The organism is Gimesia panareensis (assembly GCF_007748155.1).
Taxonomy (GTDB): domain Bacteria; phylum Planctomycetota; class Planctomycetia; order Planctomycetales; family Planctomycetaceae; genus Gimesia; species Gimesia panareensis.
On record NZ_CP037421.1, the window covers coordinates 6,429,739 to 6,455,879 of the forward strand.

16 protein-coding genes are annotated in these 26,141 nt (G+C 55.5%); 12 read left to right on the forward strand and 4 right to left on the reverse strand.

From position 1 onward, the window contains the following. Window positions 1-6: 6 nt before the first annotated feature. Both Enr10x_RS24100 and Enr10x_RS24105 read right to left on the reverse strand, forming a co-directional pair. Entirely contained in the window at window positions 7-1,203 is a 1,197-nt protein-coding gene (locus tag Enr10x_RS24100; protein ID WP_145451612.1) for a hypothetical protein, read from the reverse strand. A 182-nt stretch (window positions 1,204-1,385) separates the two neighbouring features. Continuing rightward, window positions 1,386-2,543 (reverse strand): hypothetical protein, encoded by a 1,158-nt coding sequence (locus Enr10x_RS24105; RefSeq protein WP_145451613.1) that lies wholly within the window; start codon window positions 2,541-2,543, stop codon window positions 1,386-1,388. Between the two features lie 359 nt (window positions 2,544-2,902). Between Enr10x_RS24105 and Enr10x_RS24110 the strand changes: the two genes are divergently transcribed. The 7 genes from Enr10x_RS24110 to Enr10x_RS24140 all read left to right on the forward strand — a co-directional run bounded on the left by Enr10x_RS24110 (window position 2,903) and on the right by Enr10x_RS24140 (window position 18,107). Continuing rightward, complete coding sequence (locus tag Enr10x_RS24110) at window positions 2,903-5,674, forward strand: PSD1 and planctomycete cytochrome C domain-containing protein (protein WP_145451614.1); 2,772 nt, start codon at window positions 2,903-2,905, stop codon at window positions 5,672-5,674. Between the two features lie 6 nt (window positions 5,675-5,680). Beyond that, window positions 5,681-7,156, forward strand: coding sequence for a DUF1501 domain-containing protein (locus Enr10x_RS24115; protein ID WP_145451615.1), 1,476 nt, complete (start codon window positions 5,681-5,683; stop codon window positions 7,154-7,156). An 89-nt stretch (window positions 7,157-7,245) separates the two neighbouring features. Next, window positions 7,246-8,055 carry a glycerophosphodiester phosphodiesterase gene (locus tag Enr10x_RS24120; protein WP_145451616.1) on the forward strand — a complete coding sequence of 270 codons (810 nt, stop codon included), beginning with the start codon at window positions 7,246-7,248 and terminating at the stop codon, window positions 8,053-8,055. Between the two features lie 144 nt (window positions 8,056-8,199). Beyond that, entirely contained in the window at window positions 8,200-8,556 is a 357-nt protein-coding gene (locus tag Enr10x_RS24125; RefSeq protein ID WP_197997345.1) for a BlaI/MecI/CopY family transcriptional regulator, read from the forward strand. Between the two features lie 54 nt (window positions 8,557-8,610). After that, entirely contained in the window at window positions 8,611-12,978 is a 4,368-nt protein-coding gene (locus tag Enr10x_RS24130; protein WP_145451618.1) for a M56 family metallopeptidase, read from the forward strand. A gap of 90 nt (window positions 12,979-13,068) precedes the next feature. Beyond that, complete coding sequence (locus Enr10x_RS24135; RefSeq protein ID WP_145451619.1) at window positions 13,069-17,325, forward strand: M56 family metallopeptidase; 4,257 nt, start codon at window positions 13,069-13,071, stop codon at window positions 17,323-17,325. A gap of 155 nt (window positions 17,326-17,480) precedes the next feature. Further along, window positions 17,481-18,107, forward strand: coding sequence for a hypothetical protein (locus tag Enr10x_RS24140; protein ID WP_145451620.1), 627 nt, complete (start codon window positions 17,481-17,483; stop codon window positions 18,105-18,107). On the opposite strand, the gene Enr10x_RS24145 is transcribed toward Enr10x_RS24140, so the two are convergent. Further along, window positions 18,100-19,380 (reverse strand): sialidase family protein, encoded by a 1,281-nt coding sequence (locus Enr10x_RS24145; protein ID WP_145451621.1) that lies wholly within the window; start codon window positions 19,378-19,380, stop codon window positions 18,100-18,102. The genes Enr10x_RS24140 and Enr10x_RS24145 overlap by 8 nt on opposite strands. 68 nt (window positions 19,381-19,448) lie before the next feature. Continuing rightward, window positions 19,449-20,207: an HNH endonuclease gene (locus Enr10x_RS24150; RefSeq protein ID WP_145451622.1), complete on the reverse strand. Its 759-nt coding sequence runs from the start codon at window positions 20,205-20,207 to the stop codon at window positions 19,449-19,451. 245 nt (window positions 20,208-20,452) lie between these two features. Between Enr10x_RS24150 and Enr10x_RS24155 the strand changes: the two genes are divergently transcribed. The 5 genes from Enr10x_RS24155 (at window position 20,453) to Enr10x_RS24175 (ending at window position 26,139) form a co-directional block, all read left to right on the forward strand. Next, the gene (locus tag Enr10x_RS24155) at window positions 20,453-21,349 is read left to right on the forward strand and encodes a class II glutamine amidotransferase domain-containing protein (RefSeq protein WP_145451623.1); all 897 of its coding nucleotides are present in this window, start codon (window positions 20,453-20,455) and stop codon (window positions 21,347-21,349) included. Next, window positions 21,337-22,029: a GltB/FmdC/FwdC-like GXGXG domain-containing protein gene (locus Enr10x_RS24160; protein ID WP_145451624.1), complete on the forward strand. Its 693-nt coding sequence runs from the start codon at window positions 21,337-21,339 to the stop codon at window positions 22,027-22,029. The genes Enr10x_RS24155 and Enr10x_RS24160 overlap by 13 nt, the downstream gene beginning before the upstream one ends. Before the next feature lie 38 nt (window positions 22,030-22,067). Further along, the gene (locus Enr10x_RS24165; RefSeq protein ID WP_145451625.1) at window positions 22,068-23,423 is read left to right on the forward strand and encodes an FMN-binding glutamate synthase family protein; all 1,356 of its coding nucleotides are present in this window, start codon (window positions 22,068-22,070) and stop codon (window positions 23,421-23,423) included. Window positions 23,424-23,473: 50 nt separating this feature from the next. Next, on the forward strand, window positions 23,474-24,832 hold the full coding sequence (glnT, locus tag Enr10x_RS24170; RefSeq protein ID WP_145451626.1) for a type III glutamate--ammonia ligase: 1,359 nt from the start codon (window positions 23,474-23,476) through the stop codon (window positions 24,830-24,832). Window positions 24,833-24,894: 62 nt separating this feature from the next. Continuing rightward, window positions 24,895-26,139, forward strand: coding sequence for an FAD-dependent oxidoreductase (locus Enr10x_RS24175; RefSeq protein WP_145451627.1), 1,245 nt, complete (start codon window positions 24,895-24,897; stop codon window positions 26,137-26,139). The last annotated feature ends 2 nt before the right edge of the window (window positions 26,140-26,141 follow it).

Sequence of the window (26,141 nt, forward strand, 5' to 3'; positions counted from 1 at the left end):
AACGGCTTATTTGATTTCGAATCCGAGTGTAACGAATTCGCCAACCGTGTTCGAGGCTGTCTGCTGTTTCGTCAGATCGACGGCGAAAGGCTGTTGCAGACTGTTGCCTGCCAGATCTTCCAGCACGGTGCCGATCACCAGCTGATAGCGGCCCGGCTGCCAGGGCTTCTCCGGTAGGAACTTCCAGACTGATTCGTGAGCCGCCAGTTCGATTTTTCCAGGCACCGGTTTACCCTCCAGCGTCTGCACACGCAACTGGCTGTGGAGCAGAGCGTAATCCAGGGTTTCTCCCAGTTCACAGACCAGCGCGTTTCGCGTTCCAGAATCTGGTGTTTTCAGTTTCCATGTTTCCGGTTCCGGCTGGCGCTCATCCATGGCGACCGCGGAAAAGGACTTTTTGATTTCTTTTCCCAGTGGATGTCCGGAGAGGGCGGGCCATTTCGGGTTGATCCGCAGTTCATATTCCTGCCCGGCATTCAGGATCGCACCCAGTTCGACGTTCAGATTGACTCCCGTCTTCTGCCGACCGGGATGAAACCAGAGCGTCAACTGCTTCCCGTCCGGCGACCAGAGCTCGGTGTGTCGAAACGGTCGGGGGACCAGCTGTTTTTGTGTTTTGTTATAGAGCGAGAAATTCGGAAAGATGTCGCCCTGCTGCATCGGCTCTGAGAACTGAATGTAAAACTTCAGGTGATTGGCGGGCAGCTGTTTGCCTGAAGGATAGATGGACACGACGCGTGGCGGTTTCGCATCGGGCAGCGGAATCGCATAGGTTCGCTGCAGAAGTTGCCCGTGCAGTTTTGTCGGCAGATTCAAGGCTCCGGGAGTAAAAGTCGCCTGATAACGACCGCCCCGGACCAGGGGAAATGCAGGTTTAAATACGAGCCGCCGGTCTTTCAGTTCGTAATGTCCCAGCATGGGGGGCAGCTTCTGAGCCGACTTTGATTCCCGTTTCAGTGAAAGTACCTGTTGGAAACGTTCCTCATCGGCATGCTGCAGTGTGACCCAGAACCGCTTGTCCGCTGCTGTCACGACCACACGACAGAGACGGGGGTCTTTCTCGTCTGCTTCAAACGTGAGCTGGAATGGTCCGTCGTCAGGCGGGCTGTCTGCCGCTGCCAGGTTTTTCAGCCCCAAAGTGCAGATGACGAGCAGGCTGACAAAGATGAGTCTTCCTGATAGAACTGATACCGGTTTCACCATACCGCTCCAATTGATGTGAGCGGCATGGCGCTAGCCACCGGTACTGGAATTCAGTGCGTTTCCCAAATCACCGGCGGCTAGCGCCGTTCCGCTCAGTTTTATTTTCGTCATCGAAAAAAACAGGCTCTTTTCCGTTTTGCCATGAGAACAGAAAAGAGCCCGAAATTTACAAACCGAATTGATTACGGCAGTTCGGCTATTTCCAGATCGAGGTGTCCGTTGTTGTCGCGGAGCACAACGATTTCTTTCTTCTGCAGTTTGTCGATGTGCACTGCCCCTGCGAGTTGATCGACGATTTCAATGCCGTTCGGTCCCTGCTTCTGCTTGACATCGCGGCGGGCGGCCTCTTCGTTGATATCTTCTGCTTCAAGGTAGTCCATGTTGACGCGAACGCCCCACCATTTACTGGGACCGTACATGCTCTTCTTCCAGTGGAACCGGAAGGTGTTGGTCAGCAACCATTCCTTACCGTCACTTTCATACGTCAGCATGTCAAGCGGACGGTTCCCCGAGCCGAGTTCCACGACGCTGGTCCCTTTGACCTTGCTGCCGGACTGCAGCTCATCCAGCGGGAACTTGGCTATCGGGGTGCAGGCAAAGGCGCCCACGATATAGTTTTTGCCTTTGTTGGAATAGGGTACGAACGATTGAATGGGAGCTTTAGTTTCCCAGCGACGGTGTGCCACGTGGTAGGTTTCCGCGCTGAAGATATCAGCGGCAGTTCCATGTGTGAGCGGCAGTGGAATCGAATAGATTTTGTTGGCGAATTCTTCATTCGATTGGGCAGCAGCCAGCAGACGGTCGCTGGCCAGAGCGACGCCGGTGATGTTGCGGATCTTGGATTTTTCACCACCAGGAAGTGAGACCTGAACATAGTCGACGTTCGACAGATCAAAGTTCTTCACCTTCCCTTTGGCATCAATCACGAGAATCGCCGGCTGATTATCGGTCGTGCGTTTGACAGAGAGATAGACTTTGCCGCTCTGTGAATTGACGGCCATGTCGGCGATGTCGATCTGAGCGGGTTCGACTCCGAGGCTGGCCGCTACAGCGACATCGATGTTGGAAACCTTCTGTTCCAGTTTCTTTAGTGGTCCGTTGTCGTGTGTATCAATGACTGTAATTGTCGCTTTCGCAGGGTCCGCCACCACCAGCAATCCGCCGGGTCCGAATGTCAATTTTCCCACCGATTTCAAACCGGGGTTTCCAGTCTGTACATTCTGGAGATACTTACTCGCCGCATCTTTGCTCACACCGGCCTGCAGTGCCGGACCACTGGTGAGCAGCAGCATCAGTGTAACCACACTGAGGCCTGCTTTCATGATTCGCGATCTGATCATCAAACTGATTCCTGAAAAAAAGTCACTTGAAATAGTGGGCTCCTCATCCTTTCCAACGAGACTCAATCCTAAATTTCTGAATTTCAGGAGTCAACAACTTTGTAACGGGAAGCAGAGTTTATAGCGATTCTTCACATCGGGCCGCTCAGGCAGTCCAGTCAAGCAGATTCAGCGGAAACAGGAATCATCGGGGTTCGTCCTTGACAGAGCCGACATATAAACTGTTATAATTATGTTCCTTCCTTAATTTTGTACGCGCTACAGAAGAGGAATGACTACCAGCAAGAGTCCAATGGACAATCAGACCCGATTGTCATCCTCCATATTATCCTACCTTCCATCGCGAGAAACATTCAGTAATGCGCGTTTCCCGTCGTACCAGCATCGGCCTGCTATACAACTGTCTGATCGTCTGCCTGTCCTTCTCCGGGATGGCTGAGGCAGCGGAGACACCTGCGTCCACGAAACCGGTGGTCTATGAAGACGCTGTCCTGCCCCTCTTTCAGAAACACTGCGTGAAATGTCACAGTCAGAAGAACCGCAAAGCGGAATTTGATCTGAGTTCGATTGCGGGTCTGCTGCAGGGGGGCGAATCGGGAGCGGGGCTCGTCGCGGGGAAACCAGATGAGAGTCTGCTGTATGACTATCTGCACGAAGGCCTGATGCCCCCCGAAGATGAGACGCCTCTTTCCAAAACGGAAATCGAAACAGTACGGCTGTGGATCAGCGGCGGACTCAAGTTCAAAGAGGTTCCGCAAACCGTCGCGGACAACCGGCTCTCGCAACACGATGTGATTCCGATCCTGTATCGCCGTTGTGTGATGTGCCACGGTCCCGAGTACCAGGAAGGGGAACTCGACCTGCGTTCCAAAGCGAAGATGCTGACCGGCGGCAAAGCGGGTCCTGCCGTCATCGCTGGAAAGCCGGACGAGAGTCTGCTGGTGAAATACATTGTTGAGAAGACCTGCCCACCCAAAGCGGAAATCAGCCGTGCGGGGATCGAGCCGATGCCCGCCGAAGAACTGGATACGGTCAAAGCCTGGATTGCCGATGGACTGCACGTAGAGGAAGAAACCGAGCGTTTCCGCCTCGACCAGGATCCACTCGTGACGACAGAAGATCGTCAGTTCTGGTCATTCCAGCCTCCGCAGCAGGTCGCACCGCCCACCGTCAAACATCAGTCCCTGGTTAAAAATCCGATCGATGCGTTTCTGCTCCGAAAACTGGAAGCAGCTGACCTGACGTACGCACCGGAAGCGGATCGACGTACGCTGATCCGCCGCGCAACGTATGCATTAACGGGTCTGCCCCCCACGCAGGCAGAAGTGAATGCGTTCCTGTCCGACAAGAGTCCGGACGCTTATGAAAAGCTGATCGATCGCCTGCTTGCCTCTCCCCGTTACGCTGAGAAGTGGGGACAGTTCTGGCTCGACCTGGCCGGCTATGCGGATTCGGAAGGGAAACGAAGCGCGGATCTGATCCGCAAGTATGCCTACCGCTACCGGGATTATGTCATCCGGTCCTTCGGGGAAGACAAGCCTTACGATGTCTTTCTCACCGAGCAGCTGGCAGGCGACGAACTGGTCGATCACCAGAACCCGAAAGAGGTCACCCCTGAACTGATTGAAAAGGTGGTCGCGACCGGTTTTCTACGGATGGCTCCCGACGGGACCTCGGCCAATCCGGTGAACCGCGTAACGGATCGCCTGGAAGTAATTTCGGATGAACTCGACGTCATGTATCGCAGTGTGCTGGGCCTGACGATGAACTGCGCCCGTTGCCACAGTCACAAGTATGACCCGATCCCGCAACGCGACTATTATCGTTCCATGGCGATCTTCAAAGGGGCCTATGACGAATATGACTGGATGACGCCGCAACCGTTCAGCAACCAGTGGAAGCGGGCCCGCAGTCGTCTGCTGACGCTGATTCCCAAAGACGAACAGGCCGCCATCGATCAGCATAACGCGCCCATCGAAGCCAAAATCACGGACGTCGAACAGAAACTCAAAGACAAAAAACTGGACAAAGCGGAAAAGAAGAAGCTCGACAAACAGCTCAAGGATTTAAAAGCCACTCTGAAAAACCCAGAAATGATACGGGCCCTCTGGGACCGGGGACGTCCCTCGCCGACCTACATCTACCGCCGTGGCGATGAAATGCAGCCGACGCGACCGGTGGAGCCGGGGCCCCCGTCAGCGATCGCAGAGGGCATCTCGCCTTACCGGATCGATCCGTCTACACAGAATGAATCGAAAACCGGCCGCCGCCTGGCGTTCGCCCGCTGGTTGACGCAGCCCGATCACCCGCTGACTTCGCGCGTGATCGTGAATCGGATCTGGCACAAACATTTTGGTACCGGTCTCGTAAAAAGTATCGATAACTTTGGTGCCCTGGGAACGCCTCCCAGCCATCCCGAACTGCTGGACTGGCTGGCGGTGCAGTTCGTGCAGGAAGGCTGGCAGTTCAAAAAACTGCATCGTCTGATAATGACTTCGCAGGCTTATCGCCAGTCCTCGGAAGTCACACCGTTGCTGGAAGAAAAAGATCCGGAAAACGAACTGCTCTCCCGCATGCCGCTCAGACGGCTCGAAGCGGAAGAACTCCGCGACGCGCTGCTCTTCACCGCGGGGGAACTCGACGAGACGAAATATGGTCAACCGGTCGCAGTCGATGTCCGTAAAGACGGGCTGGTCACCGCAAAACGCACCGATGATGGCTGGCGGCGGAGCGTTTATATCCGTCACCGCCGCAAAGAAATGCCGACGTTCCTGGAAGTCTTCGATCTCCCCCAGATGAACCCGAACTGCACCGAGCGCAAAATTTCAAACGTGGTCTCACAGCCTCTGTTGCTGGTCAACAATAACATGGTCCACGAACTGGCCGTTTACTTCGCCAACCGGGTACGTCAGGAGGCGGGGGACGATCGTGCAGCGCAGATCAAAGCGGCTTATCGAATCGCCTTCCAGCGACCTCCCTCTACCGAGGAACTGGAGCTGGCGTTGAAATCCCTGAACTTGCTGAATCTCCCTGCGGAAACCGACTCCGGGAAGGAGTCTGATGCTGCAGACGGCTTTGCCGAATATTGCCACGTACTGCTCAACTCCGCCGAATTTCTTTATATCGACTGAGAAGACATGACCGTACCCCTGTTACAGAATGAACTGCTGACCGAAATTTCCCGCCGACGCTTCTTCGATCGCATGACCGACGGCCTGTGTGGTGTCTCGCTGAGCTCTCTGCTGGCGCAACAGGTACTCGGCTCAGAGACACATCGCCCGCGGAATCTGCCCGATAATCTCAAAGCAAGACGCCCGCATTTCACTCCGCGAGCCACCTCGGTGATTCATCTCTGCATGCAGGGTGGTCCCAGCCAGGTCGACCTGTTCGACCCGAAACCCGCCTTGAAAAAATATCATGGGGAGACTGCACCGCGCGAACTGACCGGCAACGCGGTCTTTGAAACCGACCGGACCGGTAAACTGATGCAGAGCCCGTTCGAATTCAAGCAACACGGAAAATCCGGTGCCTGGGTCTCCGATGCCCTGCCTCACATTGCGCAGGAAGTCGATCAGATGACGATCATCCGCTCGATGTATAATGTGCATCCCAACCATGAGCCTGCGATTTATAAAATGCAGTCCGGTCAGACCTTTCCCGGCCATCCGGTCTTCGGTTCCTGGATCACCTATGGTCTGGGGAATGAAAACCAGAACCTGCCCGCCTACGTGGTGCTCGCCGATCCCAGTAATCGCCTGCCCACAAATAACGTCGACAACTGGATGTCCGGCTATCTTTCGCCTCTGTACCAGGGAACGCGGATGAAAGCGACCGGATCCCCGCTGCTGAATCTGGTTCCCGACTATTCTCACGCCGAGCAGGTCAGCCGCACCAAGCAGCAACTGCTCAAACAGCTCGACCGCATGCACCAGAAACAGCGTCCCGGCCAGCAGGAACTGGAAGCCCGTATCCAGAATTACGAGATGGCTGCCAATATGCAGCTGGAAGCAACCGAGACTCTGGACCTGTCACAGGAGACGCAGGAAACCCTGTCGATGTATGGCATCGATGAGAAAGAGACCGAAAGTTTCGGTCGACGTTGCCTGCTCGCCCGCCGGCTGGTTGAGAAAGGAGTCCGGTTTATCCAGCTCTACACCCGGGGCCAGATCTGGGACAATCATTCGAACATCAATAAGTCACTGCGTACCGCCTGCGGTCAGACTGACCTGCCCATCGCGGGCCTGCTCAAAGACCTCCGCCAGCGGGGCCTGCTCGATTCGACACTCGTTCTCTGGGGTGGTGAATTCGGCCGCCTGCCCACCGCGCAGATCACCTCCAAGGCGAAAATGAATACCGCGGGTCGCGATCATGGCCCCTATGGTTTCTCCGCCTGGATGGCGGGCGGAGGAGTGAAGCGAGGGCTGGTCTACGGCAATACGGATGAAGTCGGCTATGCCTCGGTGGAAAACCGCGTCAGCATTCAGGACTGGCACGCGACGATTCTGCAGCTGCTGGGTATGGACCACGAAAAACTGGTCTACGAACGCAACGGTCTGGGCGAACGCCTGACTCATCAGTTCGAAACAAACGTCGTGCACGACATCATCGCCTGACCGGGTGACCGAATTTCATCCGCCCTTCTTGAGATCTTCACTCAGGACCGATAGCATGGGCTCTGGTTTTCTTTCTGGAGTCTCGACTGATGAAATTTGTATCTGCATTCCTGCTTGCTCTCACTATGACCACGCTGCTTCCTGCCGAGGAGCACGCTTTCCTGCAGAACGGCGTGACTGCCCATCGGGGTAATTCCGCCGTCAATCCTGAGAACACCCTGCCTGCTTTCAAGAGCGGTATCGCAGCGGGTGCGGACTGGCTCGAACTCGATATCTTTCTCACAAAGGATGGAAAGCTGGTGGTCACGCATGATAAAACGACCAGGCGGGTGGGAGATAAGAATCTGGATGTCGCTGAGTCCACATATGCAGAACTGAAAACGATTGATGTCGCCACCGACTTCCGCCAGAGAAAGCAGCTGACCAAAACAGAGTGTCCACCCCTACGGATGCCGTTGCTGGAAGAGGTGCTTCAGCTGGTCAAGCAGCAACATAAGACCCGCGTTTCGATCCAGCCCAAAGCGGACTGTGTCAAAGAAGCCGTCGCGCTGGTCAAGCGGCTGCAGATGGAACCCTGGGCCGGTTTCAATGATGGGAACCTGAACTATATGTCGCAGGTCAAACAGCTGGCGCCCAAGATCCCCGTCTTCTGGGACCGTGGCGCTGAAACTGACATCGAAGCCGACATCAAGATCGCCAAAGAGCGCGGCTTCGAAGGACTGGTACTGCATTTCAAAGGGATTACTCCTGAAAAGGTCCAGCAGATCAAAGCCGCTGGTCTCGAACCGGGCGCCTGGACCGTCAACGATCCCACATTGATGAAACAACTGCTCAAGCAGGGCGTCGAACGTATTTATACCGACGATCCCCGTCTGCTGCTGCAGTTGAAAAATCAGTAACCCCCGTCTCCAGCTCAGGTTCCCCCTGTTCAACCACCTCATATGTGTGAGCTTTTCACAGATTCCTCTTGCACTCCCACTTGTACTGTGAAACAATCACACTTCGAGAAAACATTTCGAAGCTGCTTTTCGGGAGAGACTGTGATGGAGCAACCCAATCAGAATGAACTGGAAGTCCTGCGTCTGTTGTGGAACAAATCGCCTCAAAAGCCGGGAGAGATTCAAGATACGTTCGGCTGGGAAATCGATAACGGCACTCTGCGCAGCGTGCTGGTGGGCATGGTCGAGCGAGGCATGCTGACACGCAAGCGGGAAGGTCGGGCTTATCTTTACTCGCCGAAATTGAAGCGGGAAACGCACCTGCGACAGATGGTGCGACGACTGGCAGACGTCTTCACCGGCGGTTCGACGGGACAACTCCTGATGGAACTGGCCGAGAAGGAACGTCTGAGTCCCGAAGAACTCAAACAGCTTAAGAAAATTGCCCGCGGCGAAAAGTGAGCGTTCCGCGCTCCCCCTGTACCTATTCCGGATTTCCTTCACAAAGGATCTGACATGGAACATGCTGAACTGTTACGCGACATCCTGATCCGCATCAGTCTATTACTGGCTTTGGGCTGGCTGATCCTGTTCGCGCTTTCCACGCAGAACCCACGCTGGTCCGTCCTGTTAACCCGCTGTCTGGCTCTCGGTTGTCTGCTGTTCCCCCTGATCTGTGTCACTCTGCCTCAGATCAGACTTGAAGTTCTGGCACCTGAGGAAGACCAGTCGAGGCTCCCCCTTTCAGAACCAGCGGTAACAGTCTTGGCGGAAACAGATCCACTCCCCACTCCGAATAGAGCAACTGACCTTGAATTTTCTTCTCAGATGACAGCAGCTGCTGAGCCACTGAAGCCTTCTCAAGGTGAGGTAGAACTTGAGACAGAGTCAGACAGGGCTCCTTTTCGAGCTTCACCATTGGCAGAAATCGATCCGATCGATCAGACTCCAGTCGTAACGAGAGTCGAAGCGACACCTGTTGCATTAACAGAGGAATCTGTAACCACCAGTCCCACTATTTCCTTACTCAGTGTTATCTGGATTGCCTGGAGCGCGGGTGTCGCGGTCCTGCTGTTCAGACTGATCTGGCAACTGAGAAGAGCCTCCGGTCTATGGATAAACTCCCAAACTGTATCCGAGACCGTTCAGCAACAGTGTCAATTCCTGGCGGAACGCCTGCAGCTGAAACAGAGGCCACAGGTCCGGTTTTCTGCTGAAATTGAGGGGCCTTGTACCGCAGGGATTTTTCGCCCGGTCATTTATCTGCCCGGTGACTGGTATTCCACACTGCAGGAAACAGAACAGCGGGCGATCCTGATCCACGAATTGGCGCACGTTGCCGGCCGGGATGTCCTCTGGGATCTACTGGCACGCCTGTCTGCTATCGTCTGGTGGTTCCACCCACTGACCTGGAGGCTCCCGGCCCGGCATCGTCTCGCCTGTGAACATCTCTCCGATGCACAAGCTGCAGGTCTCATCAACAGTCTGAGCGATTACCGCCGCCTGCTCGCACAATGGACGCTCCGTCGGCAGGGAGCGGAATCCCGTCTGGCCACCCTGGCGATGGCGGACCGTTCGCAGATGCTCCGTCGCCTGAAGTGGCTGGAAAGACCGCACCGAACCCATATCCTCGGTCGAGTTCCGCGAAGCCTGTTTGTGGGAAGCCTGATCTGTCTTCTGTCAGGAGCAGGAACAGTCGTCCTGCTGCCGCGGGCTGCTCAGTCTGAAGTCGAGACGAACCCTGAAGAAAGTCAGCCAGTTTCTTCTCAAACAGAGGATCAGAACAACCAGCGGGCGAAATCAACAGAGAACAAGGCTGATCTGGATTTCTCTAACATGGTTCCGCACACCATCCGGATCGTGAACGACAAACAACAGCCGGTCTCTGCAGCAAATGTCCGTATCGTCTGGTGGGAGGACAAGATCGGGAGAAGAGAATCGGTCACAGCACTGGATCCGCTGGTGAGCAATCAGAAAGGCTCCGTCAAGATCGAGGTTCCCACCGGTGCCACACGAGTTCGACTCAGCGTGGAAGCAAAAGGTTTCGATTCACTACAAAAGGCATATTCCCTGAATGATCCGCTGGTAATCATATTGAAACCGGGACGAATCATTCACGTCAAAGCGATTGACGCTGAGGGAAAACCACTTTCCGACGCTTATGCCCTGCTGGAAGGTTCTAATTTGTTTGGTCGCGAAATCAGACGGGTTTCCGGTCGTCCAGGCTACTTTCAATCGCCTGTCGTCAACCCGGATCGTCGCTGGATGCGGGTGGTGGATGGCAGTCAACCTGGACCGATTCTATTCAGCCCGTTGATTGATGTCACCCATCCGGAAGAGGTCGAAGCTGACGGTACCATCGTCGCGCGCCTGAAGCCGGGCATTCGACTGGAGGGCCGCCTGGACGATTCCGTTCCCCGCCCGATCAAGCACGGTTGCGTGGAGCTCTACATCAATGAAGGAGCCGCGCATCAGATTGGAGGTGGCTGGGTCTGGCAGGATACGACACTGGTCCGGGAGGATGGGACGTTTGTGTTTGAATCGCTGCCGGCCGGGGGCTACGCGCAACTGTACTCCCTCGTGGATGGATATCAGTCCGCACAACCGACCGATGAGGAATTCCGGGCCATGTTTCCTCCCAGGATCATGTCCGATCCGAAACTGGTGGAAGAGGCACTGGAACAACATGACACATTCCGGCCCCACGCGTTCCCGCTTCCATTGGATCAGTCAGAACTGAAAGTAAACCTGCCCTGCAGTCGTACTTCTGCGTTTGATCTGACCGTGCTGGATCCAGCGGGACGTCCGCTGACAAATGCCCATGCCAAATGCGCTCCACTGGGATTGTTTGTAGGGGGTTCGAGGTTTGCCCCTGGAAACGAACTCCTGTCCCGCTCCCAACTGGTCCGTCAGAAAAGTGTGAAAGAAATCCGGCTGCTTCAGGACTGGATTAATGCCAGCTTTATTAATGTGCCCACAGATCAGGCTGGTATTGCGCATATCAGGAATCTCCCGTCTCGGGGAGAACAGAAATATGTTGTAAGAGCACCTGGATATTTCATGCCTCCGTATCCCTCTCTTTCTACGCCATTTCCCGGCCACTATGCTGTCATCGATCTGGAACCAGGTAAAACCCTGCAACGGACAGTCACCATGGTCAGGAATCAACGCCTGGCATTTCGCGACCTCATGATCATGGACCAGTTTGGAAATCCCGTTCCGAATGCCCAGGTGACAGTCAGCGAGATCACCTTCCGGAACGCTCCAGACAACTGGCAAGTCTGGTCAACCCAACGATTCGGACCTGTTGTTTCTGAAACGTCAAACAAAGAGGGAAAAGTCACTTCACGTTTGCCCACGCTGATCAATTACCAGGGAGTCTCCCGGCTCCGAATCACAATTCAACTCCAGAGACGACAGTCAGGTCAGCCAGTCAATTTTCGGGCGAACCTGGTCATCCCCCGCCTGGCGGATGATCGTGCAGCCGTTTTGACCATTCCGGATCAGCTTCTCGCTGATCAGCCCCTCCCACAGGAAATCAAAGCCGCGTATCTGCATCCAGATGATGTCGTCAGCCCGTCAGCTGAGAAGCTGCTGAAACAGTTCCAGAAAAATCCGTCGCTGTTTATCTTCAATCGTCTGTTAAGACTGTCCCGCTTCAACGCTGTCACTCCCCTCGAGGTGCGCTACCAGATGCCCTGGTCGGAGTTTGAAAAGCAATACAAACGTGAGCAGGTCGATCTGTTCATTCCTCCCATGGGTATGGACTGGGAAGAATATCTGAATCGTAAAAAACATGAAGAATTTCACCTTCGTTCCAGCACTGGTTCTGCGAACAGTCAGGATCCGTCCAGAAGAATGGAAACGCCGCGGCCTGCGATTTACCGTGTGTCTACTGACACAGGAGATCGTGTAGTCGTGCTGTGCAATGTACGTCCTCGTAAAGCTGATCAACCTCTCAACGCGTCTTTTCGTGAGCCACCGGTTGCCGCGTTCATATTCGATCCAGCCAACGGTTCACTGGTTCGTATGATCGGTGGCTGGGCCTCTTCCAGCGGAGATTATAATCAATTAAAGCTGATCAACCTGGGCGGGACTCGAGAGTATTTTATCGTCACCACAGCACAGGAACCGCATGCCCCCTTCGACTTGATCCAACACTGGTATCAACTCGGTCATGAAGAGAAGCCGGCACTGACCGTTCAGAACTATGCGAATGCCACCCGCTGGGATGGCACACAATACCCCTCGCATCCTGAGGCCGAATTTGGCTGGCTGAAATTCCATTTCGAAGGACAGCAACTGGATTTTTACCAGTGTGGCCAGTTACCAAACGGAGCAATGGCACCACGGAAACTGTTCTGGGATACAGCCCGCAATCAGTTTATCGGTCCACCTGAGCAAAGTGTCAAAGGCAAACCACTCTACAGGGTGGATCTTCAGAATTCACACCAGTTTCTCCCACTCGACGTGGAACCGGGGGAACTGATCGTGGCCGGCGGCCGACATTTTTATCACAACTCACATCAGTGGGAATGCGTTGTGCCTCAGGGAAAGACGGCCCGACTGCGACTGTTCTCGGTTGATGAATCCAAAGCGGAACCGCTTGAATCCGAAATTCTTACGCAGAATCTGTCTGCAGGAACTCATAATCTGAGATTCCAGTTCCGCTCCAACCACTGGGAGGACCGTACGGACATGGAAGTCTCTATCGACGAACAGAAGAAAAAAGAATTCACGGTCCCCCGTGTGAGTTTCAAGAATGTTCCCTCTGTCGCAGGTACTTCGATTGTCCGCACGGGAAAAGGGGCACTCGATCTGTTCAATCGCGAAACAGTCCAGAACCAGAAGCGGCTCATCTGGCGGTTGGAACTGAAGCCATAAACAACTTAAGAAAATCGCTCGCCAGGAAAAGTGAGCGACGATCTGTTATACTGCAACAGACGACAGATTCCGAATCTGAAAGGATCTGAGATGATGACTACCGATCTACTACTCGACATTCTCCTCCGGTTGAGTCTTCTGCTGGCCACAGGCTGGCTGGTTCTCTTTTTCCTTTCCGCGCGAAATCCGCGCTGGTCGGTGTTGTTGGCCCGGTTCCTGTCTGTTGCCTGTCTGCTGTTTCCGCTGATCTGCCTCACTCTGCCCCCACTGGCAGTGGCGATTTTGCCCCCGTCTGAAGTTTCAACGACGACCCCCAACGTCAAACCTGTACCAGCCAAAGCTTCCCAAGCCACTCCAGACATTGCCCCCATGCCAGAGATAGATCTGAATTCTCCCGTCGCAACCAGAGACTCGGCAGCACCGGGACACAGCATTAAAAATCCATCTGAATCTGAGCCAGAAATTGCGGCGGCACCGGTCTCAGCTCAACCGGAAACAGCTCTGTCAGCACCAAAACCTGCCGAGATTGAAGCGGTTTCCTCTCCCGCGACAGTTTCTCCCCAGCCAGCGGCCTCTGTACCATCCATTTCTCTGACCGAGTGGCTCTGGATCGCCTGGAGCACGGGAACTGTGATTCTGCTGTTCAGACTGGCATGGCAACTGCAGCGGGCGGCCAGACTGCGGACACGATCCGAATCTGCTTCGGAAACCGTTCAACAACAATGCGAGTCCCTGGTGGATCGAGCGCAACTGAAACAGTCCCCCCAGGTTCGTTTCTCAAGTGACATTGAAGGGGCCTGTACCGCGGGCGTCTTCTACCCGATCATTTATCTGCCCCGCGACTGGTATGAATCTCTGCCGGAAGCGGAACAGCGGGCGATCCTGTTGCATGAGCTGTCGCACGTGGCCGGCCGGGATGTGTTCTGGAATCTGATCACACAGTTGGCAGTGGCACTCTACTGGTTTCATCCGCTGGTCTGGAGACTGCCGGCCCGACATCGGCTGGCCTGCGAACATCTGTCAGATGCCCAGGCCGCCAATGCGTTCGACAGTCTGAGCGATTACCGCCGCCTGCTGGCACAATGGACGCTCCGCCGACAGGGAGCCGAGGCTCGCCTGACCGCCCTCGCGATGGCAGATCGTTCACAGATGCTCCGTCGGCTGAAATGGCTGGAGAAACCATCGATCGTAGATCGGCTGCACATTTCACGGAGTTATGCGTTTGTGCTGTTCGCACTGATCTCCGCTGTCAGTCTGGCGACGGTGCAATTCAGTCCGCAGGTCATCGCCCAGAAAGCGGATCCCCCCGAAAAGGAAAAACAATCTGAAGCAAACGATGACTCAGAAAAACCCAAAGCAGAACAGAAGCAACCCGCCGCCCCCAAGGTCAGGAAGCCAGGCAAGCCCGATATCAATCTGAAGCAGACGACACCGAAAATTGTGACGGTCGTCAACGAAAAAGACAAACCCATCGCGGGCGCCAAGGTCCGCGTCGGCTGGTGGGAAGATAATGAGGGGGACATGCTGGGCAAAATCACGATCAACCCTCCCGTGACGAATAAGAAGGGTGAGGTCACCATCCAGGTCCCCGACGGGGCCGCCCGGGCACAGATTTCTGCCGAAGCGGAAGGCTACGCAACGGCGGGAACGCAGTACTCCCTTAGCGGCAATCCAAAACTGATCCTGAAGCCGGGGCGGATCATTCGCGTGAAGGCCGTCGATGCCAAAGGCAACCGACTGCCCGATGCGTATCCCCTGCTGGAAGACTCACACATTCTGGGGCGCGAATTCAAACAGGACAAACAGCGACTCGGTTATTTTACCTCGCCCGTCGTCGAACTGGACCGCCGCTGGATGCGGGTGGTAGACGACAACGGAGAGGGGCCCGTCCTGTTCAGCCACCTGATTGATGTCACAAACCCGGAGCGTGTTGAAGACGACGGCACGATTCTGGCAATCCTGGAACCGGGCATCCGACTGGAGGGACGCCTGGACGACCCGGTACCCCGGCCGATCAAACATGGCTGTGTGGAACTTTATATCAATGAAGGCCAAGATCATAAAATCGGCGGTGGCTGGACCTGGCAGCAGACGGCGACCGTCAAAGAAGACGGCACGTTTGAATTCGACTCTCTACCGACGGGCGGACAAGTCCAGCTGTTTGCGCTGGTCGACGGTTATCAGTCGACTCGACCAACCGTACAGGCTCTAAAAGACTACCTGAAAGCGCACGACGCCGGTCCAGAGTCGATCCTCGAGAATGCCATTCGTCGACATGATGCGTTCTGGCCGCACCTGTTCCCGCTCACACCGGGACTCTACAAAACTGAGGTGGAACTCCCCTGCACGCCAACCACGTCACTGGACGTCAAAGTCGTCGACCCGATCGGACAGCCGATTGAAGGGGCAGAGGTCAAATTCAATCCCAACGGTTTATTCTTGGGAGGTGAGCTGTTCATACCCGCGACAGAATCTTTGACGATCGAGAATCGTATTGATCATCCTGACAAAGACGAAATCAAACAACGTTATCAATGGGCACAGGACACATTTCTGCGGGTCAAATCCGACAAGCAGGGGATCGCCCGGGTCCGGAACCTGCCCGCTGATGATCGTGAATCATACAAGGTTTCTGCAGACGGGTATCAGATGCCCATATACCCGAACTCTTTTGAAGATGGACCGAGGCAATATGCATTGATCGACCTGGCAGGCGGCAAGACATTGCGACGAACCATTACCATGGAAAAATATGTGCCGGTCTCGTCACGGGAAATTCTGGTCGTGGATCGTCAGGCTGAGCCGGTTCCCGGGATCACTGTCACCGTGAGCGAGATCGCTTTTGCAAATGCGCCTGAGGACTGGCAGCTCTGGGCATCACAGCGGTTTGGACCTGTGGCCACAGAGAAATCGGGCGATGACGGCATCGTCCGTCTGACGCTGCCCTTGGAAGTCAACGGGGAGGCCGTTTCCCGTCTGCGGATTACAGTCAAGGGACGTATGAATGTGGAAAGTACATTACGCGACGCTTATGTCCAACGCAAGAGGCTGATCATTCCCCGCCAGGCTGATGGGCGGGTCGTCGTGCTGACCATTTCCAAAGAAGAACCCAGAGAGAAATACCAGTTCTTTGATGTTGCCGTCACCTACGAAAAACCAGAAGCACTTTTGAGTAATTTACCGAAAATTCTTCTCCAAAAACTACAGAAACAGCCCTCGATGGTCGTTCTCAATGCATTGCTGAAAATGAACAAGTTCGATGACGCGACACCACTTCAATTTACGAGCGACTGGAACCTGACTGGAAAGAACAGTTCCAGAAAGTCTGAACGATCCTCGATCGCCACGATTGCCACTGAGCAGGGTGAACGCACCATTATTCTCTGTGCCGTTCGTCCCAAAGGTGCGACCTGGGAACTCAAACCCGAGCTCCGTTTTCCGCCCCGGGCCGCGTTTATCTTCGATGCGGAGGGCTCACTGATCCGCATGCTGGGCGGCTGGGCTTCTTCCAGCGGCAGTTATTCCAATCTGATGCTGGTCAACATGGGTGGGACGGATGATTACTTCTACGAGACCTCCGCATTCGAACCGCATGGACCGTTTAAATACATCCAGCGGTGGTACCAGGTCGGTCGGGAAGCACAGCCAGCTCTGACGATTCACAACTATGCCAACTCCACCAGTTGGAACGGCAAACCAGGACCTTCCCAGCCCCTGGCAGAGTTTGGTTTTCTGGGTTTTCACTTCAATGGTCGAAATCTGGATTTTAAAGTCTGCGGCGTCCTGCCTAACGGAACCCTGGCACCACGTAAAGTGTACTGGGACAGTGCCCGCCAGCAGTTTATCGGCCCGGTCGAGGAAAGCGTCGAAGGAGAACCGCTCTACCAGGTCATTCCCGGGGAATCGCATCAGTTTACTCCGCTTAAGGTCGAACCGGGGGAACTGATCGTGGCGGGCGGCCGTCGCGATTATGAAAACTGGCATGCATGGAGTTGTGTGGTCCCGGAAGGAAAGACCGCCCGCGTGCGACTGTTCGCTGTAGACGAATCGGGAAACAAGCCGGTCGAGACAGAGTATTTCGCACGGGACCTGTCCGCAGGTCAACACAATCTGCAACTGCAGTACAGTAACGATCAGCAGGATAAGACAGAGTCTGCAGCAGAGCTTCGCATTGATGACTCAGTCAAAGAGAAGCTGACAGTTCCCCGCATTCTTATTGCCGATGGGCCGTCAGTTAAAGGAGTTCCCATCGCCCGCACGGGAAAAGAGGCACTCGATCTGTTCAATCGCGAAACGGCTGATCAACGTCAACGACTCGTCTGGCGGGTAGAATTGAAACCTGATTGATTTGCATATGGCTCAATTTAATCAGCAGATCACGAAATCGGGTTGAATTTTCAATCCGACACCGGCTTTGCTACGTTCTCTTATCAATGATGACCTTCAAATGGTTGAATCCATGATGTTGTTTTGCGTCTTTCATTTTTCAAGAGACCGTTCCCATGAAGCTCCTGTTAACCATTCTCCTGATCGCCTTTGTAGTTTTGTTCCTCGTGAATATGATCCTGGGACGAATCTGGGGGTTTTATCAGCCGTTGAAGTGGACATCAGGAGGAGAAACAACCTTAGTCGCAGAACTTGCGATACTTGTTTTTATCTCCAGTTGTCTCCTGGGGGTGATCTGGAATTCTGAGATTTCGGCTCTGTGTGTTATTTTTGCACTTCCAGCCGCGATGATCAGTTATATTTCTGAGGGAAGAGCCAGAAAACGATTTCTGCTCAAAGAAGCAGAATTGTATGAGGCAAACAAAAAAGAACATCCCGGCATTTTCGATACCTTGCCGCCGGAAAGACTCGATGACTTCGATGACGAAATTTTCGATCTCTACGACGCCGGAATCGCAACTTATCTGGGAACGATCAGCCGGGAGGATCTGAAGATTCTCATTGATCGTTTTGAACTGGATGGAGAACAGGGGCCCAACGACATTTTTGTGTTCCATGAAATGGTGGAACTCGCCAAAGAAGCCGGGATTTCGGATGAACTGGAATCGCTGCTCTTTCAGGCACTGGAAAAACGCGACTATCTCTATTTGCGGTGGATTCCGCGGCAGGTCAGTCTTAACTGACGAAGTCCGGCACACTGCGGTTGGGTTGATTCCATTTGATCCGGCCGAGGAGCAGATCACCTTTCGCACCGCCGCGCGGCAGCCATTCGCCGACGGTGACACACGATTCGTTCGGGCTGACGTTGGTGACATCGAAGTTGCCCATCAATGCGACTTTGTTGGGATCGTTCACGCCGTCCCCGACCAGCGGCAGGACCACGCGTTCGGTATCGCGGATCAGGCAGAGCTTGTCCGGATCGACCTGGGCCACCCAGAGTGGGGAGCGCCAGCGGATGACGTTTTTGTTTGTGTCATCCTTGCGGGTGTAAACCAGGAACAGTCCGTCGGAGTGAGTGAGCCAGTGCTGTTGTGTGGTGGACATGCCGATTGGTGTGCCGTCGTCATAGGCCCAGGCGGTCTTCCGCTGGTAATTCAAGCCGTCCGGGCTGACCGCGACGTAGCCGTGCCCGTCTTCGGCGCGAATTGTCATGAAGTACTGATCCCCAAAACGGGCGATGGACGGTTCGAGCAGACCCCGGCCCACTTTGTTCTCCAGGGGCGGGCCGACTTCGCGAATCTTGAGTGTCGAACCATTGAAGGCACAACGCACGCCGGCGACCATGCGGGGCTGTTTGCCCGCGCCGAAGGTGAAGGACATCAGAATATCGCCGTCGGGCATGACGAGCCGCTGTCCGCAGTTGTTGGTATAGATCTCCCCACCGCGGGGATCGTCCCACTGCAGGATCTTGCGCTGTGACCACTGGCCGTCCTTGTCCCGCGTGACGTAGACGGGGTAGCGAGCCAGTTGATCGCCGCGGGCAAAGCGGGGACCGCGATAGAAGACGACGTGTCCCAGGGCGAGGACGGTTCCGGTCTGCGGATGATATTGCGGCGTCACATCACAGACGCCCGCCTTGAGGCCCGGATGTTCCTTGACAGGATCCCGGCCGAGAGCGGCAATGGGTTCCAGCTGTTTCCAGGTCTGGCCCCGGTCCGTCGATTCGGTCCAGTGCACCTGCCCGAAGTAGTCCGAGCCGCCAATCTCCTGCAGGTTCAACAGAAACGTCGCGTTCCCCTCGACACCGGGAATCATACACCCCCGCGGATGAAACCAGGTGACGCCGGACCCATCACGATTGCGAAAGAGCGTTTCTTTCGAAATGGAGCCGATCAGCGGCTTCGATTCTGCAGCCTGCCCCGAAGCCGTTCCCGCAGCAGAGGCCGCAGCAGAGGCCGCAGCGAGAGAACAGAGAGAGGTGTGGAGGAAATCACGACGGTTGAGGGGCGGGGTCATGGGTGGGCTTTCTGATGACAAATATTCTGATTGGTGCAACACACCTTATCATGATGCAGAAGGCAGGCTTATGCAACAAAGATTTGATTGCGGTGTCTTTCCAAGCACTCCCTGTCCGGAAGGAATCGCCAGGGAAAATGGATCGGCTCTCCCTCATACGGTCTGAAGAACCGGTTCATGGCTTCGACCGTGTAGGCATCGCGTAACTGTTGAGAGTGGACCAGGCGGTACTCTTCATCCAATGTAATGAGTCCGCGATCGAAAGCTTTATCGTGGAGCGCATTCAGACAGAGACCATTGTGGGGATCTGCCCGCTTCGTGGCATCCTCGCTCCAGGGAATAATATGACTCGCAATGAGTAGTTCTTTATTTTGTATTTTAGTGATACAACATCGTTCTTCGTAAGAGGCTAAAACTGTCGAACGGAAAAAACGTTGGGCGCGTCTTACTTTCGTAACACGGGTTGATTCCGTTGCGCCCTCAAATTGTAGTGGTTCCTCGATAATTTCGAGGTTCGGTAGAAGCTCATATTCCGATTCGAGACGCACACTCTCATCTGCCAGAGCTTCCCAATCAGCGTGGAATTCTTGCCAGATGGCTCGATCTGATTTAGAGGCGTTTGCAAGTCCTCTGACACCCCGTTCCTGATGAAATGGGTCAAGAGATGCCAAATTGCTAAGTTTCATAGCAACACTCGAAGGTGTGCGATTAATACATTCAGAAAGTTGAATGACCTCTGCATTTCCTTTGTCATACTTCCCAAACGGCAAGCGGCAATACAGGCTCATTGCCAGAATCAGTTCGTCTCGAGTCCAGTTGCGTGCCATATTAAATTTAGTCCGGGAAGTGTTGCCATACTCTAGCTACTGTATAGTTGAACTCTTTAGGCATACCAGAACAAGTCCATTTCCCATCCAATCCACCTCCCACCAAAATTATCACAAAACTCGACTGGTTCAGTTGGTTCCGGGGGGCGGGTTTGGTATCTTCGGGGTGTAAAAATCTGACTGGTTACTATCAGGCATTTTGTGCTTCGCTCGCATGAAATGTGGTCTTAACGGAGCTGCTATCCGTGTGTGGCATCGTCGGTTTTTTGGCCAGGAGTGAAGCAGATCGCGCACGCCTGGGACAACTCGTCACTCCCATGCTGGAATGCATGGCGACCCGCGGACCCGACTCCGCAGGCCTGGCTCTGTTTCGCAGTCCACTCCCCGCTGCCTCCCGACGTTTTGCCCTGTATGCCGGCGACCGGGCGTTTGACTGGCAGGCACTCAATACTCAATATCAGGCGGACAACAACTGTACCGCGACCGTGGAAGCCGTGGAGAACCATGCCGCCCTGTTGACCGATCTGGAAGCGGGGCCGTTCAAAGCCTGGCTGGGCCGGACCTGTCCTGAAGTGCATCTGCTTTCGGCGGGGCACGCAATTGAAATCTATAAAGACGAAGGGCATCCCGAAGAGATTGCCCGGCGGTTCCACTTCAGCGAAATGGTGGGCACGCACGCCGTGGGGCATACGCGGATGGCGACCGAATCGGCGGTCTCCCCGGCTCACGCACATCCCTTTACGGCCGGCGAGGATTTCTGCCTGGTGCATAACGGCTCGCTGTCGAACCCTTACAGTGTGCGGCGGAAGCTCGAGAGCCTGGGAATTGCTTTTGAAACGGATAACGATACAGAAGCCGGCTGTCGTTTTCTGGAATGGCGGATGCGGGAAGGGGATACGCTGGAGACCGCCATCGAAGTCGCCCAGGCGGAACTGGACGGCTTTTACACCTTCCTGATGGCAACCGCTGACAAGATGGTGCTCGTGCGGGATGCCTTTGCCTGCAAGCCCGCGGTGGTGGCGGAGACGGACGATTATGTCGCCGTCAGTTCGGAATTTCGTTCCCTGGCACACCTGCCCGATATCAAACATGCTCACGTGTATGAGCCGGCTCCGGAACAGATTTATTCATGGTCAGTCTGAAACAGCTTGATTTAACCGACTTGAGTGTCCGCCAGGTCAACGAGTACCTGCACGGGGAACTGCTGGAAGAACGCCCCGCGGGGGTGGAGATCCTGAACCCCGACGGTCTGCACAGCATTGCTGCCGGCCTGGATACGAAGGTGAATGTCGATATCCTGGGGCACGCGGGATATTTCATCGCGGGGATGAATCAGCAGGCCCGGGTGACCATTCACGGAAACGTTGGCTGGAGTGTGGCGGAAAACATGATGTCGGGCGTGGTCCGCGTGAAAGGACATGCGTCCGAATGTGCGGGTGCTTCGGGACATGGCGGCCTTTTAGTAATTGAAGGGGACGCCTCTTCCCGCTGCGGCATTTCGCTCAAAGGGACCGAGATTGTGGTCGGGGGGAGTGTGGGTCACTTCTCTGCCTTCATGGCACAGGCGGGGACGCTGGTGGTCTGTGGCGACGCCGGTCCGAACCTGGGCGATTCGCTGTATGAAGCGACGATCTACGTCCGTGGTTCCATTCACAGTTTTGGCGCCGATGCCCAGGAAGAAGAGATGCAGGCAGACGATTTTGAAAAGGTGACGGATCTGCTGTCCCGGGCGGAGATGAATTATGACGCCCGCGAATTTAAACGGGTCAGTTCAGCCCGCAGTCTGTATCACTGGAATGCGGACGCCCATCAGGAATATTAAACCACGTACTGCAACGAAATCAGCAGCGGAGAGCAAGTGTGAGTTCGGACAAGTCGATTCAACGCGAAGAGAGTGCCAGTTTCAACGAGCATTCCCTCTCTTACATCCGGCAGGCCGCTGAGTACGGGCTGTACGAGATCCGCGGCATGGGTGCGAAACGACGTGTGCCCAGCTTCGACGATCTGATTTTCCTCTCCGCGTCCGCCTCGCGGTATCCGCTGGAAGGCTACCGTGAGAAATGCGAATCGAAAACGGTGCTGGGCACGCGGTATGCGAAACAGCCGATCGAGCTGGAGATTCCGATCACGATTGCCGGGATGAGCTTTGGCTCGCTCTCTGCGAATGTGAAGGAAGCCCTGGGTCAGGCGGCGACGCAGATGGGAACATCCACGACAACGGGCGACGGCGGAATGACGCCGGAAGAGCGGGAATCGTCCAAGACGCTGGTCTATCAGTGTCTGCCTTCTCGTTACGGGTTTAATCCCCACGACCTGCGGAAAGCGGATGCGATTGAGATGGTGCTTGGCCAGGGCGCGAAACCCGGGGGCGGCGGAATGCTGCTGGGGCAGAAAGTTTCGCCCCGCGTGGCACAGATGCGGACGCTGCCCGAAGGGATTGACCAGCGGTCGGCCTGTCGGCATCCGGACTGGACGGGTCCCGATGATCTGAAAATCAAAATCGAAGAACTGCGGGAGATCACCGACTGGAAGATTCCCGTGTACGTCAAGATGGGCGCGACGCGCGTGCGGGAGGACGTTAAGCTGGCGGTCAAAGCGGGCGCGGATGTCGTGGTGATTGACGGGATGCAGGGAGGGACTGCCGCGACGCAGCAGGTCTTCATCGAACATACGGGCATTCCGACCCTGGCCGCGTTGCCCCTGGCGGTAGAAGCGCTCAGCGATATGAACGTGCTGGGTGAAGTGCAGCTGATTATTTCGGGGGGCATTCGCACGGGAGCCGACGTCGCCAAGGCGCTCGCCCTGGGTGCGGATGCGGTTTCGATCGGGCAGGGTGTACTCATCGCGCTGGGTTGTAACCATCATGCGTATCAGCAGGCGGACGGAGAAGAGGTCGACGTCACCGCGGACTATGCCAAACTGGGGACGGCGCCCGGGTATTGTCATCACTGTCATACGGGGCAGTGTCCGGTAGGCATTACCACGCAGGATCCCGCACTGGAACCCCGGCTGATTCCGGAGATCGGGGCAAAGCGTCTGAAAAATTATCTGCAGGTCTTGAACATGGAGCTGACCACTCTGGCACGGGCCTGCGGCAAGTCGAACGTACATCATCTGGAGAAAGAAGATCTGGCCGCACTGACTGTCGAAGCAGCAGCGATGGCCAAAGTCCCCCTGGCTGGAACCAGCTGGATTCCGGGATCCGGTTCCGTTTAAACGAACCCCAGGCGGACCGCAAGTGCAGTTACTGACAATGAGGAACCACCATGAGTGATCGTGAAACCATCCGGAGTCTGATGAATACCGCCGGGATCGAATTTCTGCTCGCTCAGTTTGTCGACATTCACGGCTCCGCCAAGGTGAAAATGGTGCCGTATACCGGTTTCGACGATATGATCGATTCGGGAGCCGGTTTCGCGGGCGCTGCGGTCTGGGGTGTGGGGCAGGGACCGAATTCACACGACATGCTGGCCCGGATCGATCTCGACACCTACACGCCGCTCCCCTGGAAAGAGAACACGGCCCGCTTTGCCGCGGACCTGTTTGTGGATGGGGAATCGTATCCTTATTGCCCGCGGACCAACCTGAAACGGGTCCTCGCCGAGGCGAAACAGAAAGGGTATGTGTTCAATGTAGGAATGGAGCCGGAACATTTCCTGGTCAAGAAGAACGCGGACGGGAGCCTGTCCCCCTGGGATCCGGACGGCGTGGATTCGCTGGCCAAGCCCTGTTACGACTTCCGCTCGATGGCTCCCGCGATGGATTATCTGCAGGAGCTGACCACGGCGTTGAATGATCTGGGCTGGGGCGTGTATCAGACCGACCATGAAGACGGGAATGGTCAGTACGAGATTAACTTCGATTACCAGGATGCACTGACCACTGCGGACCGGATCACCTTTTTCAAAATGGCAACGTCGCAGATTGCGAAAAAATATGGTGCCATCGCCACGCACATGCCCAAACCGTTTGCCGACCGGACGGGGAGCGGGCTGCATGTCCACTTTCACCTCGCGGATGCGATCACGGGGGACTGCGTTTTCATCGATCCTGCTGACAAACGCAAACTGGGTTGTTCGGAAGTGGCGTATCACTTTATCGGGGGTGTGCTCAAGCATGCTCCGGCGCTGTGTGCCGTCACGAGTCCCACCGTGAACTGCTATAAACGGCTGCAGCTCGGCCAGGGTCTCTATTCCAGCCGGAGCGGATACACGTGGACGCCCGCGTATATTTCGTATGGTGACAACAACCGCACGCAGATGATTCGGACCGCAGGGCCTGGGCATTTTGAAGACCGTACGGTTTCGGCGGGATGCAATCCGTATCTGGCGCTGGCGGCTTACCTGGCAGCGGGCCTGGATGGGATTGAAAACCAGATCGATCCCGGCGAGCCGAACCTGGGGAATCTGTATGAGAAAACGCCTGCCGAAATTCAGGAACAGGGTACGAAGATTCTGCCGCAGTCGCTGTGGGAGGCGATTGGAGAGCTGAAAAAGGACTCAGTCGTTCAAGGGGCCCTGGGCGTGATTGCCGATGAGTTTATCGAACTGAAAACCCGGGAGTGGGAAACCTATGACCGGCAGGTGACCCAGTGGGAAATTGAAGAGTATCTGACTTTTTTCTGACCGTGCCGTGTTGCCTCTTTCATGGTGATTGAGTTTCCTTCCTTCAGACGCAGCCCCCAACTATGCCGCACCGATTATTGAAGTTTGCTTTCAGCAAAGAGTACCCTGAGCCGCGGATGTTCAACACGCCGGAGACGCTCAAGCCGGAATACGATGTGGTGATCATCGGGGGTGGGGGACACGGGCTGGCAGCCGCCTATTACCTGGCTAAAGAGCATGGCATCACGAATGTTGCAGTACTGGAGCAGGGTTACATCGGCGGAGGGGGAACCGGGCGGAACACGTCCATTATCCGTTCAAATTATCTGACTCCGGAAGGCGCCCGCTTCTATCAGACCAGTGTCGACCTGTTTCAGGACCTGTCCCGCGATCTGAACCTGAACCTGTTCTATTCCGAGCGGGGGCATTTCACGCTGGCACACTCTCCTGCTTCGCTGCGGACCCAGCGGTGGCGGGCAGAAGTCAACCAGCACCTGGGCATCAGCAGTCGCCTGGTCGGCCCGGAATTCATCAAGGAACAGATTCCCGAAATCGATCTGAGTTGTGGCGGGCATCAGCCACCGATTCATGGTGCGCTGTATCATCCCCCCGGTGCCATTGCCCGCCACGATGCGGTCGCCTGGGGTTATGCCCGGGGGGCGAGTCAGCGGGGGGTGGAGATTCACCAGAAGACTGCAGTTACCGACATTGAGATTCGCGACGGTGCCATCGCGGGCGTGCACACTGACAAAGGTTTCATCAAAACAAAGAAAGTGCTCTCGGCAGTGGCCGGCTGGACGACGCACATTACCCGGATGGTTGGGCTGAGGACGCCGCTGGTGATTCATCCGCTGCAGGCCCTGGTCACCGAACCGGTGAAGCCCTGGCTGAATGCGATTGTGGTTTCGGCCAGTCTGCACGTTTACGTAAGTCAGTCTTCGCGGGGCGAACTGGTGGCGGGGGCGTCGCTGGATCCTTATGAGTTGATCTCGATGCGATCGACGCTCGACTTTGCCGAGGGACTGGGGGGACATATGCTGGAGTTATTCCCCTGCCTGGGAGAAGCCAAGGTACTCCGGCAGTGGGCGGGGCTGTGCGACATGACGCCCGATTTTTCTCCTATCATGGGGACGACGCCAATCAAGGGATTTTATATCGATTCCGGCTGGGGGACGTGGGGGTTCAAAGCGACGCCGGTCAGCGGCATGACGATGGCGTCAACCCTGGCTCGCGATGAGGATCACGAACTGATCCGGGCGTTTAACCTGTCGCGTTTTGAACAATTCGATCTGGTAGGCGAGAAAGGAGCGGCTTCGGTCGGACATTAGCC

Coding starts and splice junctions, on each gene's coding strand:
- Enr10x_RS24100 (WP_145451612.1), bottom strand. CDS start 1,203: ATGGTGAAACCGGTATCAGTTCTATCAGGAAGACTCATCTTTGTCAGC.
- Enr10x_RS24105 (WP_145451613.1), bottom strand. CDS start 2,543: ATGATCAGATCGCGAATCATGAAAGCAGGCCTCAGTGTGGTTACACTG.
- Enr10x_RS24110 (WP_145451614.1), top strand. CDS start 2,903: ATGCGCGTTTCCCGTCGTACCAGCATCGGCCTGCTATACAACTGTCTG.
- Enr10x_RS24115 (WP_145451615.1), top strand. CDS start 5,681: ATGACCGTACCCCTGTTACAGAATGAACTGCTGACCGAAATTTCCCGC.
- Enr10x_RS24120 (WP_145451616.1), top strand. CDS start 7,246: ATGAAATTTGTATCTGCATTCCTGCTTGCTCTCACTATGACCACGCTG.
- Enr10x_RS24125 (WP_197997345.1), top strand. CDS start 8,200: ATGGAGCAACCCAATCAGAATGAACTGGAAGTCCTGCGTCTGTTGTGG.
- Enr10x_RS24130 (WP_145451618.1), top strand. CDS start 8,611: ATGGAACATGCTGAACTGTTACGCGACATCCTGATCCGCATCAGTCTA.
- Enr10x_RS24135 (WP_145451619.1), top strand. CDS start 13,069: ATGATGACTACCGATCTACTACTCGACATTCTCCTCCGGTTGAGTCTT.
- Enr10x_RS24140 (WP_145451620.1), top strand. CDS start 17,481: ATGAAGCTCCTGTTAACCATTCTCCTGATCGCCTTTGTAGTTTTGTTC.
- Enr10x_RS24145 (WP_145451621.1), bottom strand. CDS start 19,380: ATGACCCCGCCCCTCAACCGTCGTGATTTCCTCCACACCTCTCTCTGT.
- Enr10x_RS24150 (WP_145451622.1), bottom strand. CDS start 20,207: ATGGCACGCAACTGGACTCGAGACGAACTGATTCTGGCAATGAGCCTG.
- Enr10x_RS24160 (WP_145451624.1), top strand. CDS start 21,337: ATGGTCAGTCTGAAACAGCTTGATTTAACCGACTTGAGTGTCCGCCAG.
- glnT (WP_145451626.1), top strand. CDS start 23,474: ATGAGTGATCGTGAAACCATCCGGAGTCTGATGAATACCGCCGGGATC.
- Enr10x_RS24175 (WP_145451627.1), top strand. CDS start 24,895: ATGCCGCACCGATTATTGAAGTTTGCTTTCAGCAAAGAGTACCCTGAG.